Origin of the sequence: Streptomyces sp. NPDC057307 (assembly GCF_042667665.1) — a bacterium.
In the GTDB taxonomy this organism is placed as follows: domain Bacteria; phylum Actinomycetota; class Actinomycetes; order Streptomycetales; family Streptomycetaceae; genus Streptomyces.
Genome location: NZ_JBHUZM010000042.1, coordinates 36,048 through 53,021, shown reverse-complemented (window position 1 = coordinate 53,021; position 16,974 = coordinate 36,048). Strand labels below are relative to the sequence as shown.

The window sequence follows — 16,974 nt, the reverse complement described above, 5'->3', positions numbered from 1 at the left end:
CCCTCCACGGAGAGGGTGCGGGCGGCCGCCGGTGTGTGTCAGGGCCTCGCGCGCTCGGCCGGGGTCAGGAGACCGCCACCAGGGCGCCGAGCGTGCCGGTCGCGTTCTCGGTCCAGGACTGGTCCTCTTCCGAGCGTGACCTGATGGTGAGGGTGCGGCCCGCCGACGGGTCGTCAGGACCGACGATCACCTGGAGAAGGGCCGCGGACTGCGATCCGAAGGTGACCGGCGCGTGCAGGACGAGTTCCGCGATCTCGTCCAGACCCACCGTCTCGGCCGCGTGGAGTGCCAGCTCCACGAAGGCCGTGCCCGGGAGGATGACCGTTCCCATGACGGTGTGGTCGCTGAGCCACGGGTGGTCGGCCAGCGTCACCCGCCCCGTGAACAGGCTGGTGCCGTCCGGGAGTTCGGTGGTCGTCGCCAGCAGCGGGTGGGACGCGGACTCCAGACCGAGGCCGGCGGCCGTACCGACGGGGTCGGCGGTCTCCAGCCAGTGGCGGCGGCGCTGGAAGGCGTACGTGGGAAGGTCGACGCTCCGGCCCCCGCGTCGTGCGAGGAACCCTTCCCAGTCGACCGTGGCGCCGGACGAATGCGCCTGGACGAGCCCGTCGAGCAGAGTGGCCGGCTCGGAGAGCTTGGCCCGCAGCAGCGGTACGGCGGTGGCGTCGGGCAGCGCCTCACGGGTCAGCGCGGCGAGTACGGCGTCGGGGCCGATCTCGATGTAGGTCGTGACGCCCTGCTCGTGGAGCGTGGTCAGGCCGTCGTGGAAGCGGGTGGCGTTACGGGCGTGATCGCTCCAGTAGGTGGCGTTGGTGATCTCGGAGCCGGCCAGACGGCCGGTGACGGTGGAGACGAGCGGTGTGCGCGGTACGTGGTAGGTCAGCGTGTCGGCGACCGCGTGGAGTTCGTCGAGCATCGGGTCCATGTGGTGCGAGTGGAAGCCGTGGCTGACGGTGAGCCGGCGGGTACGTCGTCCCTGACCGGTGAACTCCTCCCCGATGGCGATGACATCGGCTTCGTCGCCGGAGACGACCACCGCCCGCGGCCCGTTGACGGCGGCGATGCCGACCCGCTCGGTGAGGTACGGGAGCACCTCCTCCTCCGTCGCCTCGACGGCCAGCATGGCGCCGGTGGCGGGGAGGGCCTGCATGAGGGCGCCGCGGGTGGCGACCAGGCGGCAGGCGTCGTCGAGGGTGAGGATCCCCGCCGTGTGGGCCGCCGCGATCTCGCCGATCGAGTGGCCGATGTGATGGGTGGGCGAGACGCCGAACTCGTCGACGATCAGCCGGGTGAGGGCCACCTGGAGGGCGAAGATGGCGGGCTGGGTATAGCGGGTCTGGTTGAGGAGGGTGGGATCGTCGGCGAAGACGATGTCCTTGACCGGCTGTTCGGCCTGGAGGTACCGGTCCAGGTTGGCGCACACCTCGTCGAACGCGTCCCGGTAGACGGGGTGCGTGTCGTAGAGCTGACGGCCCATCCCCGGGTGCTGGGAGCCCTGACCGGTGAAGAGGAGGGCGACCTTCTTGGAGCGGGACTGACCGTGCAGGAAGCCGGTCCCGGGGTCCTGGGTGAGCGCCCGCAGACGGTCGAGGAGTTCGTCACGGGTGGCGCCGATCGCGACGGCCTGGTGATCGAAGGACGTACGGGCGGTGGCCAGGGAGTACGCGACGTCGACCGGCTGGAGTTCGGGGTACGTGGCGACGTGGTCGAGGAGCCGCTGGGCCTGGTCCCGTACGGCCTGCTCGGTCTTGCCCGAGAGGATCCAGGGGACCGTGGTGGCCCCCGGTGCGGTCTCCGGGGCCGGCTCCGGGTGGGTGGGAGTGGGCGCCTCCTCCAGGATGAGGTGGGCGTTGGTGCCGCTGATGCCGAAGGAGGAGACGGCGGAGCGGCGCGGGTGGTCGGTCTCCGGCCAGGCGCGGGCCTCGGTCAGCAGCTGTACGTTGCCCGACTCCCAGTCGATGTTGGGGCTGGGCTCGTCGACGTGCAGCGTCCTGGGCAGCGTGCCGTGGCGCATGGCCTGGATCATCTTGATGACCCCGCCGACACCGGCGGCGGCCTGCGCGTGGCCGATGTTGGACTTGAACGAGCCGAGCCACAGCGGCTCTTCACGGTTCTGGCCGTAGGTGGAGAGCAGGGCCTGGGCCTCGATCGGGTCGCCGAGCGGCGTTCCGGTGCCGTGACCCTCGACCGCGTCGACCTGGTCGGGGCTGAGCCCCGCTCCGGCCAGGGCGGAGTTGATGACCCGCTGCTGGGCCGGTCCGTTGGGCGCGGTGAGGCCGTTGCTCGCGCCGTCCTGGTTGACGGCCGAGCCGCGGATGACGGCGAGGACGGTGTGGCCGTTGGCCTTGGCGTCCGACAGCCGCTCCAGCACGACCATGCCCGCGCCCTCGGCCCAGATGGTGCCGTCGGCGCCGGCCGCGTACGACTTCGCGCGGCTGTCGGGAGCAAGACCTCGCTGGCGGCTGAACTCCATGAACATGCCCGGGTTGGACATGATCGTGGCGCCACCCGCGAGAGCCATCGTGGACTCGCCGTTGCGCAGTGACTGGCACGCCAGGTGCATCGCGACGAGGGACGAGGAGCAGGCGGTGTCGACCGTGAGCGCCGGACCCTCAAGACCGAGCGTGTACGAGATGCGCCCGGAGGCGACACTCGCCGTCGTACCCGTCAGCAGGTATCCCTCGACGGGCTCGCCACCGTGGTGGGTGAGCGAGACGTACTCCCCGGCCGCGACGCCGGCGAAGACGCCGACCGGCGCGCCGCGCAGGGTGTCGGGACGGATGCCCGCGCTCTCGAACGCTTCCCAGGCGGTCTCCAGGAGGAGCCGCTGCTGGGGGTCGAGCGCCAGGGCCTCGCGGGGGCTGATCCCGAAGAACTCGGGGTCGAACCGGTCGGCGTCGTAGAGGAACCCGCCCTCACTGGCGTAGGACTTCCCGCGTACGTCCGGGTCGTCGTCGAAGAGGTTCTCGATGTCCCAGCCGCGGTTGTCGGGGAAGGCCCCCACCGCGTCGCGCTCCTCCGCGACCAGCTTCCACAGCTCCTCGGGCGTGTTGGCGCCACCCGGGAAGCGGCACCCCATACCCACGATCACGATCGGGTCGGCCGCGTCGCTCCGCGAGGAAGAGGCGCGTACGGTGCGGCGGGCCACTTGCGCGCCTGCCTCCGCCTGCTTGGTGCCCGCCAGTTGGTTACGGATGTAGCCGGCCAGCACCGTGGGGGTGGGGTAGTCGAACAGCAGCGTGGACGGGAGTCGCATCCCGGACGCCTTGTTGAGCGAGTTGCGCAGTTCCACCGAGCTGAGCGAGTCGAAGCCCAGTTCCTTGAAGGAGTGCGCGGGGTCGATCGCGTTCGGCGAGCCGTGGCCGAGGACGGTGGCCACGTGATTGCGCAGGAAGTCCAGGATGATCTGGTCCTGCTCGGCCTCCGGGCGGCCGGCGATCGACTGCCCGAGTGCTCCGACCTCCGCTCCCGCGCCACCCGCCTGGGCGGCGCTGCGCAGCGGCGTACGGACCAGACCGCGGAAGATCGGCGCCACCGGGACGGTCGCGGCGCGGGCCCGCAGCCCGGTGAGGTCGAGCTTGGCCGGGACGACCACGGCCCGGTCCGCGTCGAGCGCCGAGTCGAAGTGACCGAGCGCCTGTTCGGCGGGCATCGGGAGCAGACCGCCGCGGTTCATACGCGCCTGGTCCTGCTCGTCGAGGGTGTCGGCCATGCCGCTCTCCCACAGGCCCCAGGCGAGGGACTTGGCGGGCAGCCCGGCCGTACGGCGGTGTTCCGCCAGTTCGTCCAGGAAGACGTTCGCGGCGGCGTAGTTGGCCTGTCCGGGCGAGCCGAGGACACCGACCACGGACGAGAACGTCACGAAGGCGTCCAGGTCCAGTTCACGGGTCAGCTCGTGCAGGTTCCACGCGCCGTCCACCTTCGGGCGGAGCACCTCGTCGATCCGCTCGGGAGTCAGCGCCGTGACGATGCCGTCGTCGAGCGTTCCGGCGCAGTGCACCACCGCGCCGAGCGGATGCTCGGCCGGCAGGCTCGCCAGCAGGGCCTCCAGCGACTCCCGGTCCGCGGCGTCGCAGGCCGCGATGGTGACCTCGGCGCCGAGTTCGGCGAGTTCGGCGGTGATGGTGCTGTCCGCCGGACGGCCGCGCCGGCTGGTGAGGAGCAGCTTCCTCACACCGTGCCGGGTGACCAGGTGCCGGGCGAGGAGCGTGCCCAGGGCGCCGGTGCCACCGGTGATGAGCACCGTCCGGTCCGGGTCGAAGGACGTCGGCGTGGCGGTCGGCTCGGGGTCGGCGGTGCCGATACGGGCGAGGCGCGGGGCGAGAAGCCGGCCTTCGCGCAAGGCCAGTTGGGGTTCCCCGGCGTTCAGAGCGGCCGGGATCGCCCGCAGGGACGCGTCCGAACCGTCCAGGTCGATCAGGGTGAACCGGTCCGGGTGTTCCGTCTGCGCGGTGCGGACGAGTCCCCAGACCGCGGCTCCGGCCAGATCGGCCGCGCCGCCCGTACCCGTGGACATCGCGCCCTTGGTGAGGATCACCAGGCGGGAGTCCGGACGGTCGTCGGAGAGGATCGCCTGTACGAGACTGAGCACGCGGTGTGTGAAGGAGCGCGCCGTCCGTGCCGGGTCGCCGCCGGGCTCGGAGACGCACCAGGTGAAGACCACGTCCGGCCTGGTGGTGTCGTCCCCCGGTGTCGTCGGCTGTGTCACCGCGTCCGGCCGCACCTCGACCGCCGCGCCGAGCGGCGAAAGTGCCGCCGTGACCGGGGTGTTCGCCGGGTCGGCGACCACGGCCCACGTGGCCCCGGTCGCGCCCTGGGTCTTGTCCTCCACGGTCTGGACGTCGATCCAGTCGACCTTGTACAGCTCTCCGGCGTCGGCCGCACGGGTGGCGGCGAGTTGGTCGGCGCCGACCGTACGCATGGCGAGGGAGTCGATCGTCATGACCGGCGTCCCCGTCTGGTCGGCGATGACCAGCGACGCGGTGTCCGGTGTGGTCCAGGTGTGGCGGATCCGCAGGGAACTGGCGCCCGTCGCGTGGAGGGACACACCGGCCCAGGAGAACGGCACCCGGATGGAGTCGGCGGCCTCGGTCTCGCCCATGATCAGCGCGGCCGGCTGGAGCGCCGAGTCGAGCAGACCGGGGTGGATGCCGTAGTCGCCGGGATCGGAACCGGCGGGCAGGGAGACCTCCGCGTACGTCGTGTTCCCGTCCTGCCAGGCCCTCCTGAGCCCGCGGAACAGCGGTCCGTAGCCGAAGCCCCCATCCGTGACCCGGCGGTAGAACTCCGCCACGTCCATGGTGTCGGAGATGTCCGGCGGCCAGACCTCGTTCCTGAGCGAGTCGGCGCCCGCCGGGACTTCCCGGCGTTCGGCTCCGAGCGCTCCTGTGGCGTGCAGGGTCCAGTCGGTCTCGACCGGTACGTCCTCCGGCCGCGAGTAGAAGGCGAAGGCCCGGCTGCCGGAACTGTCGGCCGGCTCGATGAGAAGCCGCAGTTGGAGGGCGGCGCGCTCTGGCACGGCGAGGAACACGTGGTGGGTGAGTTCCTCGATGTGCTCGCAGTCCACGTGGCGTGCCGCGTGGAGCAGGAGGTCGACGAAGGCCACACCCGGGACGATCATCGTCCCGAAGATGATGTGCTCGGCCACCCAGTCCGGATCGTTCCCGGAGACACGGCCGGTGAACAAGTGCCCTGCCCCGTCCGGGAGTTCGGCCAGGGTGGTCAGCACGGGATGGTCCGTCGCCGTCAGCCCCAGCCCGTCGGCGCCCGAGGTGGGCCTCGCCGCCTCCAGCCAGTAGTGCTGACGCTGGAAGGGGTAGGTGGGCAGGCCGAGGGCGGGGACCGAGGTCTCACCGATCACGGGGCTCCAGCCGACCTGGATGCCGTGCGCGTGCGCGGTGGCCAGGGCGGAGAGGAAGCTGTGGTTCTCGTCCCGGTCGCGGTACAGGGCCGCGACGAGGGTGGCGTCGCTGTCGTCGGCCACGCTGTCCTGCGCCATGGTGGTCAGGACGGGGTCGGGCCCGAGTTCCAGGTAGTGCCGGACGCCGAGCCGGTCGAGGGTGGTGATGCCGTCGGAGAACCGTACGGCCTCCCTCACGTGCTGGACCCAGTACTGCGGGGTGGTGATGTAGTGGTCCGCCAACTCGCCGGTGAGGTTGGAGACGATCGGGACGGTCGGGCTGTGGTAGATCAGCTCCCCGGCGACGAGTTCGAACTCGTCCAGCATCGCGTCCATGTGGGGCGAGTGGAACGCGTGCGAGACCGTCAGGCGCCGCGTCTTGACACCGGTCTCGGCCAGGGCCTCCGCGATGGCGGTGGTGGCTTCCTCGTCGCCCGAGATGACCAGGGAGTTGGGCCCGTTGACGGCCGCGATGCTGACGTGGTGCTCATGGCCGTCCAGGAGCGGGACGACCTGTGCCTCGGTGGCGCGCAGCGAGATCATCGCTCCGGTGGCCGGCAGGGCCTGCATCAGCGAGCCGCGCGCGGCGACCAGCCGGCACGCGTCGTCGAGGGTGAAGATCCCGGCGACATGCGCGGCCGTGATCTCACCGATCGAGTGACCGGTCAGATAGTGCGGGGTGATCCCGAACGACTCGACCAGCCGGTAGAGCGAGGTCTCGATCGCGAAGAGGGCGGCCTGCGTGTACCGGGTCTGGTTGAGCAGGGTCGCGTCGTCCGAGAAGACGACGTCCTTCACGGACCGCTCGGCCTGAAGGTGCCGGTCGAGCGTCGCGCACACCTCGTCGAACGTGTCCCGGAACACCGGGTGCGCGTCGTACAACTCGCGGCCCATTCCGGCCCGCTGCGCGCCCTGCCCGGTGAACATGAACGCGGTCTTGCCGGGGTGCGGCATCCCGCGGACCAGCGCCGGGGACGGCTCACCGAGGGTGAGCGCGCCCAGCGCGTGGTCGAACGCCCGGTGGTCGGTCGCGAGCACCACGGCCCGGTACTGGAACTGGGCCCGGGTGGTGGCCAGCGCGTGGGCTACCCGCTCCGTGCGCGCCCCGGGGTTGAGTTCCAGGTACGAGCGCAGCTGCTGGGCCTGGTCGCGGAGGGCCTGTTCCGTCTTGCCGGACAGGACCCACGGGACGAGGGCCGTCCCCGGCCCGTCCTGCTCGTGACCGACCTCGGCGGGCTCCGCCGTCTCGGGGGCCTGTTCGAGGATGACGTGGGCGTTGGTGCCGCTGATGCCGAAGGAGGAGACGGCGGAGCGGCGCGGGTGGTCGGTCTCGGGCCAGGCGCGCTCCTCGGTGAGGAGCCGTACGTTGCCCGAGGTCCAGTTGATGTGCGGGCTGGGCTCGTCGACGTGCAGGGTCCGGGGGAGCGTGGCGTGGCGCATGGCCTGGATCATCTTGATGACCCCGCCGATACCGGCGGCGGCCTGGGCGTGGCCGATGTTCGACTTGAACGAGCCGAGCCACAGGGGCTCTTCACGGTTCTGGCCGTACGTCGCCAGCAGCGCCTGCGCCTCGATCGGGTCGCCCAGCGGCGTTCCGGTGCCGTGTCCCTCGACCGCGTCGACCTGGTCGGAGGTGAGACCCGCGCCGGCCAGGGCGGCGTTGATGACCCGCTGCTGGGACGGACCGTTGGGGGCGGTGAGGCCGTTGCTCGCGCCGTCCTGGTTGACCGCGGAACCACGGATGACGGCGAGGACGGTGTGTCCGTTCGCCTTGGCGTCGGACAGCCGCTCCAGGAGGACCATGCCCGCGCCCTCGGCCCAGATGGTGCCGTCGGCGCCACCGGCGAACGACTTGCACCGTCCGTCGGGAGCCAGGCCGCGCTGGCGGCTGAACTCCAGGAACATACCCGGGTTGGCCATGACGGTGGCGCCACCGGCGAGGGCCATCGTGGACTCGCCGTTGCGCAGCGACTGGCACGCCAGGTGCATCGCGACCAGGGAGGAGGAGCACGCGGTGTCGACGGTGACCGCCGGGCCCTCAAGACCCAGCGTGTAGGCGAGTCGCCCGGAGGCCACACTCGCGGTCGTACCCGTCAGCAGGAAGCCGTCGACAGGCTCGGTGCCCCGGTGGACGAGGGAGCCGTACTCCTGGGTGACGACGCCGGCGAAGACGCCGACGGGCTTGCCGCGCAGGGTGTCGGGGCGGATGCCCGCGTTCTCGAACGTCTCCCAGGTGGTCTCCAGGAGAAGGCGCTGCTGGGGGTCGAGCGCCAGGGCCTCGCGGGGGCTGATCCCGAAGAACTCGGGGTCGAACCGGTCGGCGTCGTAGAGGAACCCGCCCTTGCGGGCGTAGGTCTTCCCGCGCATGTCCGGGTCCGGGTCGAACAGCTCGTCCAGATCCCAGCCGCGGTTGGTCGGGAAGGAGCCGATGGCGTCCACTCCCTCGGTGACCAGCCGCCACAGCTCGTCCGGCGTGGTCGCGCCACCCGGGTAGCGGCACCCCATGCCGATCACGGCGATGGGTTCGTCGTCGTCGCGCGGTGCCACCGCCACGGCGGCGGTGTCCACGGCGACGACCGGCACGGCGTCGTCGTCGACCAGTTCGTCCCTGAGGTGGGTGATCAGCAACTCGGGCGTCGGGTGGTCGAACAGCATCGTGGACGGCAGGTGCAGCCCCAGCGACTCACCGAGCACCATGAGGAGTTCGATGCCGGCGAGGGAGTCGAAACCGAGGTCCTTGAACGAGCTCTCCGGGTCGATGGCGAGCGGGGAGCTGTGGCCCAGGACGGCCGCGACATGCTTGCGCAGGACCTCCAGGAGGAGTTCGCGCTGTTCGGGCTCGGGCAGGACGGCCAACTGCTGGCGCAGCGAGGACTCGTCGACCGCTGCACCGCCGCGTTCGGCGGGCGGTGCCTGGGCCGGGAGGAGTTCGGCGAGCAGCGGGGACAGCATCGACGCCCGCTGTGCGCGCGCGCCGGAGACATCGACCCCGGCGGGTACGAGTACCGCGCGCGCCGTCGCGAGTGCCGCGTCGAAGAGCGCGAGCGCCCGCTCGGTGGGCATCGGCGACAGTCCGCCGCGGCTCATCCGTGCCCGGTCCTGCTCGTCGAGGGTGTCGGCCATGCCGCTCTCCCACAGACCCCAGGCGAGGGACTTGGCGGGGAGCCCGGCCGTACGGCGGTGCTCGGCGAGTTCGTCGAGGAAGGAGTTGGCGGCGGCGTAGTTGGCCTGTCCGGGCGAGCCGAGGACACCGACCACCGACGAGAACAGCACGAAGGCGTCCAGGTCCAGGCCCATGTCACGGGTCACCTCGTGCAGGTTCCACGCGCCGTCCACCTTCGGGCGGAGCACCGCGGCCAGCCGGTCCTCGGTCAGCTCGGTGACCACGCCGTCGTCCAGGACGCCCGCGCAGTGCACCACCGCGCCGAGCGGATGCTCCGTCGGCAGTCCGGCGAACAGGGTCTCCAGCGACAGCCGGTCGGTCACGTCGCAGGCGGCGATGGTGACCTCGGCGCCCAGTTCGGCGAGTTCGGCGGTGATGGTGCTGTCCGCCGGACGGCCGCTCCTGCTGGTCAGCAGCAGCTTCCTGACGCCGTGCCGGGTGACCAGGTGACGCGCGAGCAGGGAGCCCAGCGCGCCGGTGCCGCCGGTGATGAGCACCGTACGCCGCGCGTCGAACGCCGTGGCGGGAATCGCGCCCGGCGTCAGACGGGCGAGGCGGGGTACGAAGAACCGGCCCTCGCGCAGGGCCAGTTGGGGCTCACCGGTGGAGAGCGCCGCGACGACGGCCTCGTCGGAGGCCCGCGAACCGTCGATGTCGAGGAGCGTGAACCGGTCCGGGTTCTCGGACTGGGCCGAACGGATCAGGCCCCAGACCGCCGCACCGGCCAGGTCGGCGGGCGCGTCGCCGGTTCCGGTGGACCGCGCGTTCTCGGTGAGGACCACCAGGCGGGAGTCCGGCGCTCCGTCGGCCAGGACGGCCTGGAGAAGGCGCATGGCGCGGCGCGTCTCGGTGTGCGCCGCCGCGACCGGGTCGGCGCCGTCCTCGGCGGCCCCGGTGGCACAGCGGGCGACGATCGTCGTCGGCCGGGCCGCGCCGGCCCGCAGCGAGGCGCGCAGCGCCTCGGCGTCCGGGTAGGACTCGGCCGCGGCACCGAGCGCCGTCAGCACGGCGGCGACCCGCGGGTCGCGGGTGTCGCCCACCACGGCCCAGCCGGCCCCGTCGGGGCGTGTGTTGGAGCGTGGCGGCGCGGGAATCGCACGCCAGGCGACCTCGTGCAGCGCGCCGTCGCGGTCGGGCCTGGCGGCTTCGAGCTGTTCGGCGCGGACCCCGCGCATGGCGAGGGAGTCGACGGTCAGGACGGGCGCGCCGGACGGGTCCGTGACGGTCAGCGCGACCGTCTCGGGAGTCGAGCGCGCGAGCCGGACCCGCAGGGTGTGCGCGCCGGACGCGTGGAGGGTCACACCGCTCCACGAGAACGGCACATGCAGTGTGCCGTCCTCCGCGCCGGCCGCGGCCAGGGCGATCGGGTGCAGCGCGGAGTCGAGCAGACCGGGGTGGACGCCGTACGCGCCCGGGGCCGTGCCCGCGGGCAGGGCCACCTCGGCGTACAGCGTGTCGCCGTCCTCCCAGGCGGCACCGAGCCCCTGGAAGACCGGGCCGTAGCCGAACCCGGCCTCGGCGATCCGCCGGTAGAAGCCGTCGGTGTCGAGGACCTGGGCGGAGGCCGGGGGCCAGACCGCGTCCGCGGGCGGCAGCGCCGGCGGTACGGCCGGGGCGACACCGAGCGCACCGGTGGCGTGGCAGGTCCAGTCGGCGCCCAGCGGGGCGTCCTCGGGCCGCGAGTGGACGGCGAAGGACCGCCGCCCGGAGTCGTCCGCCGGCCGTACGACCACCCTCAGTTGGAGGGCGCCGTGTTCCGGCAGGGCCAGGAAGACATGGTGGGTGAGTTCCTCGATACGGGGGCGGCCGACCAGTGCCGCGGCGTGCAGCAGCATGTCGACGAACGCCACACCCGGCATGACCGGGGTGCCGAAGACGGCGTGGTCCGCCGCCCAGTTGGGCGAGGACGCGTTGACCCGGCCGGTCAGCAGCAGCCCGCCCGGGTCGGGCAGTTCGGCGGCCGTGGTCAGCACCGGGTGTCCCGTGGCGGTGAGCCCCGCCGACGACACGTCCCCGGCGGCGGCGGTGGCCGCGAGCCAGTAACGCTGGCGCTGGAAGGGGTACGTGGGGAGGTCGGGCAGGGTGCCGGGGGCCGGCAGGTGGGCGCTGAGGTTCACGGCGGCGCCGGCGGTGTGCGCGGTGGCGAGTGCCGTGAGGAGCGTGGTGGCCTCCGGGTGTCCCTTGCGCAGAACGGCGGTGGGGGTGGTGCCCCGGCCGGCGCCGAGAGTCTCGTTGACGAGAGTCGTGAGGACGGGGTCCGGTCCGAGTTCCAGGTAGTGCCGGGTGCCGAGCCGGTCGAGCGTGGTGATGGTGTCGGCGAACCGTACGGCGTCCCTCACGTGCTGGACCCAGTACTGGGGGGTGGTGACGCGGTGGTCCGCGAGCTGCCCGGTGACGTTGGAGACGATCGGGATGGTCGGGGCGTGGTACGTGAGGTCCGCCGCCGTACGCTCGAACTCGTCCAGCATGGGATCCATGTGGGGCGAGTGGAACGCGTGGGAGACCGTCAGCCGCCGCGTCTTGACACCCGTCTCCGCGAGCGTCGCGGCGATGGCGGTGGTGGCTTCCTCGTCGCCCGAGATGACGATCGAGTTGGGCCCGTTGACGGCCGCGATGCTGACGTGGTGCTCGTGGCCTTCGAGGAGCGGCAGGATCTGCTCCTCGGTGGCGCGCAGCGAGATCATCGCGCCGTTGGCGGGCAGGGCCTGCATCAGCGAGCCGCGCGCGGCGACCAGCCGGCACGCGTCGTCGAGGGTGAAGATCCCGGCCGCGTGCGCGGCGGTGATCTCACCGATCGAGTGACCGGTCAGATGCTGCGGGGTGATCCCGAAGGACTCGACCAGCCGATAGAGGGAGGTCTCGATCGCGAAGAGCGCGGCCTGCGTGTACCGGGTCTGGTTGAGCAGGGTCGCGTCGTCGGCGAACACGACGTCCTTGACCGCCTGTTCGGCGTTCAGGTGCCGGTCGAGCGTCGCGCACACCTCGTCGAAGGTGTCCCGGAAGACCGGGTACGTGTCGTACAGCTCGCGGCCCATCCCGGCCCGCTGCGCGCCCTGTCCGGTGAACAGGAACGCGGTGGTGCCCTCCCGTGCCGTACCGGTGACGACCGCCCGCGATGACTCGTCGTTGCTCAGCGCCTGGAGACCCGCCAGCAGTTCGTCACGGCCGGCCCCCACCACCACCGCGCGGTGCTGGAACCGTGCGCGGGTGGCGGTCAGCGCCTGGCCGATGTGCGCCGGGTGGACCCCGGGACGCGCGATGACATGGTCGAGGAGGCGCCTGGCCTGGTCGCGGAGCGCGGGAGCGCTCTTGGCGGACAGGAACCACGGGACGAGGGCCGTCCCCGGCACGTCCTGCTCCTGGTCACCCTCGGCGGGCTCCGGCGTCGCGGGAGCCTGCTCGATGATGAGGTGGGCGTTGGTGCCGCTGATGCCGAAGGAGGAGACCGCCGCGCGGCGCGGGTGGTCGGTCTCCGGCCAGGCACGGGCCTCGGTCAGCAGCCGCACATTGCCAGAGTCCCAGTCGATGTGCGGGCTCGGCTCGTCGACATTGAGCGTCCGGGGAAGCGTGCCGTGGCGCATCGCCTGGATCATCTTGATGACCCCGCCGATACCGGCGGCGGCCTGCGTGTGGCCGATGTTGGACTTCAACGACCCGAGCCACAGCGGCTCTTCACGGTTCTGGCCGTACGTCGCCAGCAGCGCCTGCGCCTCGATCGGGTCGCCCAGCGGCGTTCCGGTGCCGTGCGCCTCCACCGCGTCGACCTGGTCGGGAGTGAGACCCGCCCCGGCCAGGGCGGCGTTGATGACCCGCTGCTGCGAGGGCCCGTTCGGAGCGGTGAGGCCGTTGCTCGCACCGTCCTGGTTGACCGCGGAACCGCGGAGGACGGCGAGGACGGTGTGTCCGTTCGCCTTCGCGTCCGACAGCCGCTCAAGGAGGACCATGCCCGCGCCCTCGGCCCAGATGGTGCCGTCCGCCGCACCGGCGAACGACTTGCACCGCCCGTCGGGCGCCAGCCCACGCTGCTGTCCGAACTCCACGAACATGCCCGGGGTCGCCATGACCGCGACGCCGCCCGCCAGGGCCAGCGAGCAGTCCCCGACGCGCAGCGCCTGCGCCGCCTGGTGCATCGCGACCAGCGACGACGAGCACGCCGTGTCGACCGTGACCGCCGGACCCTCAAGACCGAAGGTGTACGAGATCCGCCCGGAGACGACACTCGCGGTGTTGCCGGTGAGCAGATAGCCGCCCAGCCCGTCGTCGCCCTCGTGCAGCCGGGGGCCGTACTCCTGTGACATCGCGCCCACGAACACACCGGTGCTGCTGCCCTGCAGGCCGTCCGGGTCGATCCCGGCGCGCTCCAGCGCCTCCCAGGTGACCTGCAGCAGCAGCCGCTGCTGGGGGTCCATCGCCGTGGCCTCGCGCGGGCTGATGCCGAAGAACTCGGTGTCGAACTCGGCGGCCTCGTCGAGGAATCCGCCGTGCCGCGTGTAGGTCTTGCCCCGCACCCCGGGCTCGGGGTCGTACAGGGCGTCCAGGTCCCAGCCGCGGTCGGTGGGGAAGCCCGAGATCGCGCTCACCCCGTCGTCGACGAGCTGCCACAGCTCGTCCGGGGTGCCGGCGCCACCGGGGTAGCGGCAGGCCATGCCGACGATCACGATCGGGTCGTCGGCGTCGAGCACCGACGACCGCGACAGCGCGGACGCGGCCGACGACGTGTCGTCGCCCAGGGCCAGTTCGCACAGCCGCCGGGCCAGCCGGGACGGGCTCGCGTAGTCGAAGACGACGGTCTCCGGCAGCGCCAGCCCCGTGGCGTCCACGAGGTTCTGCCGGAGCTGGACCGCCATCGTGGAGTCCATGCCCAGCTCACGGAACGCCTGGCCGACCTCGACCGAGTCCGTGTTCAGATGACCGAGCACGATCGCCGTGCGCCGTCGCACCAACTCCAGCGCCTCACGGGCGCGTTCGTCCGCCGGCAGTCCGGCGAGCCGGTCCGACCACGTGGAGCCGCTCGACGCGGGGGCCGCCTCGCGCGGCGCTTCCTGGACCTGGACGGCGCCGCGCGCCGAGGTCTCGAACGCGGTCGAGACCTCGGGCCAGTAGCGCTCCCGCTGGAAGGCGTACGTGGGCAGCGCCACCCGACCGGGCGCGCGCCCGGCGAAGACGGCGGACCAGTCCACGGGCAGACCGGATACATGCAGCTCCGCCAGGGACGTCAGCAACTGCGGCCACGCGGCCTCGTTACGGCGCAGCGAGTCCGCGACCAGCGCGTCCGGCAGCGTCGCGCGCAGCCCGACCGTGAGAACGGGATGCGGACTCGACTCCACGAACGTGCCGAACCCGTCCTCGGCCATGGCCTGGAGGGTCTTCTCGAAGAGAACGGGCCGGCGGAGGTTGGAGAACCAGTAGTCGGCGTCGAGCCCCGCCGTGTCGACGGCGCCCGCGGTCACCGTCGAGTAGAACGCGATGTCGCACGAACGCGGCGTCACCCCGGCGAACTGCTCAAGCAGCCGGTCCTTGATGGCGTCCATGTGCGGCGAGTGGGAGGCGAAGTCCACGCCGGAGACGGCCTTGGCACGGATCCCGTCGCTCTCGCAGCGGGCCAGCAACTCGGCGATCGCCTCGGGGGTTCCGGCCACGACCGTGGTGCCGGGCCCGTTGACGACGGCGATGCTCAGCCCGTCGCCGAAGGGGGCGATGTACTCGGCGACCCGGTCGGCCGCCAGCGGCACCGACGCCATCGCGCCCGTACCCGCCAGCGTCATGATCGTCCGGCTGCGCAGGGCCACGATCCTGGCGGCGTCCGCCAGGTCGAGCGCTCCCGCGATGTGCGCCGCGGCGATCTCGCCCTGCGAGTGTCCGATGACCGCGTCGGGCCGTACGCCCAGCGACTCCCACACCCTGGCGAGCGAGACCATCACCGCGAACAGCACGGGCTGGACGACGTCCGCCCGGTCCAGGGACGTCGCCCCGGACTCGTCGGTGAGCGTGTCCAGCAGCGACCAGTCGACGTAGGGGGCGAGCGCCTCGTGGCACGCCTCGATCGACGCGCGGAAGACCGCCGACGTGCGCATCAGCTCACGCGCCATGCCCTCCCACTGGGAGCCCTGCCCCGGGAACACCAGCGCGATCTTCCCGTGGTCGCCCGTCACACCCGTGACGAGCCCGGGTATGTCGTCGCCGGCCTTCAACGCCGCCAGTTGCGCGTCGTGTTCGAGCCCGAGCGCGACGGCGCGGTGCTCGAAGTGGGTCCGGGTGCCGGCGAGCGAGCGGCCGATGTCGAACGCGTCGGCGTCCGCCGTCCGCCGCTCCAGCAGCCGTCCGGCCTGGGCGCGCAGAGCGGCCTCGGTACGCCCGGACACCAGCCACGGGGCCAGCGGGAGTTCCGGCTCCGCGCCCTGCGGCGCGTCCTCCTCGGGCGCGACCGGCTCGGGCGCCTCGGCGAGTACGACATGGCAGTTCGTTCCGCCCACACCGAAGGAACTGACCCCGGCCAGCAGCGGCGCGTCCGGCCACGGGCCGGACGCGGTCTGGACGCGCAGGTTCAGCGCCTCGGGATCGATCCGCGGGTTGGGCGTCTCGTAGTTGAGGCTCGCCGGGATCTCCCGGTGCCGGATGCTCAGCGCCGTCTTGATCAGCCCGACGATGCCCGCCGCGCCTTCCAGATGCCCGACGTTGGTCTTGGCCGAGCCGACGAGCACGGGGGATCCCGCCGGACGGGCGCTGCCGTACGCGGCGCCCACACCCGCCGCCTCCAGCGGATCGCCCGTCGGGGTGCCGGTGCCGTGGAGTTCCACGTAACGGACCTCGGCCGGGTCCACGCCCGCGTCCTCGCACGCCTGCCGCAGGACCGTCGCCTGGGCCTCGGCGCTGGGCACCGTGAGCCCGTCGGTGGAGCCGTCGTTGTTGACCGCGCTGCCACGGATGACCCCGTACACGGTGTCCCCGTCGCGCACCGCGGCCGCCAGCGGCTTCAGTACGACGACACCGCCGCCCTCACCGCGTACGTAGCCGTTGGCCCGCGCGTCGAAGGTGAAGCAGCGTCCGTCCGGCGACAACCCGCCGAACATCCCGGCGACTTCGGCGCTCTCGGGCGCGAAGTTGAGTGCCACACCGCCCGCGAGCGCCAGCGTGGCCTCGCCCTTGCGCAGGCTCTCCACGGCCAGGTGCACCGCCACGAGCGACGACGACTGCGCCGAGTCGACCGCCATGCTCGGGCCGCGCAGGCCCAGGGCGTACGACACCCGGTTGGCGATGACACCGCGGTTCAGCCCCGGCAGCGAGTGCTGCGTGATCGCACCACCGCGGTGGGCCAGCGCCGCGTAGTCCCCGGCGATCGCTCCCACGATGACGGCGGTCGGTGAGGACCGCAGCGTCTCGGGGACGATTCCCGCGTCCTCCAGCGCCTCCCAGGCCAGCTCGGCGAAGAGCCGCTGCTGCGGGTCGATCGCCACGGCCTCGCGCGGTGAGATCCCGAAGAACGCCGCGTCGAACTGGTCCACGCGGTCCAGGAACCCGCCGTGGCGCAACGCGGCGCGATGCCGCTCCGGTGAGTCCGGCAGCACCTCCTCCGGGTCCCAGCGGTCCTGCGGCACCTCGGTGATCGCACTGCGACCCGACCGCAGCAACTCCCAGAAGGAGTTGGCGTCGGGTGCCTGGGGGAGGCGGCATGACATGCCGGTGATTGCGATTGCATCCGTACCGTGAACAAGATCACTCGACATGATGGCGAGTGCCTCCCTCATCGCGTGCTTCGAAAACGCCGGGCAGGCGTTCGTCTTGAGGGAACGATCATCAGCTCCGCCGCTCGCCCCCAGCTACCCGTAGAGCCCCCTAGGACGACGTTGTCAGGGGTACCCCTGGGGTTGCCTCCCGGCCGGCCGGCCCCTCCCGCCCCCGGCCGCGGACAGAA

General features: G+C 72.3%; 1 protein-coding gene. It reads right to left on the bottom strand.

Annotation, left to right across the window (positions count from 1 at the left end; all coding sequences use genetic code 11):
* Nucleotides 1-64: 64 nt before the first annotated feature.
* Nucleotides 65-16,786 (bottom strand): type I polyketide synthase, encoded by a 16,722-nt coding sequence (locus ACFUN8_RS17475; RefSeq protein ID WP_383637690.1) that lies wholly within the window; start codon nucleotides 16,784-16,786, stop codon nucleotides 65-67.
* Nucleotides 16,787-16,974 lie beyond the last annotated feature (188 nt).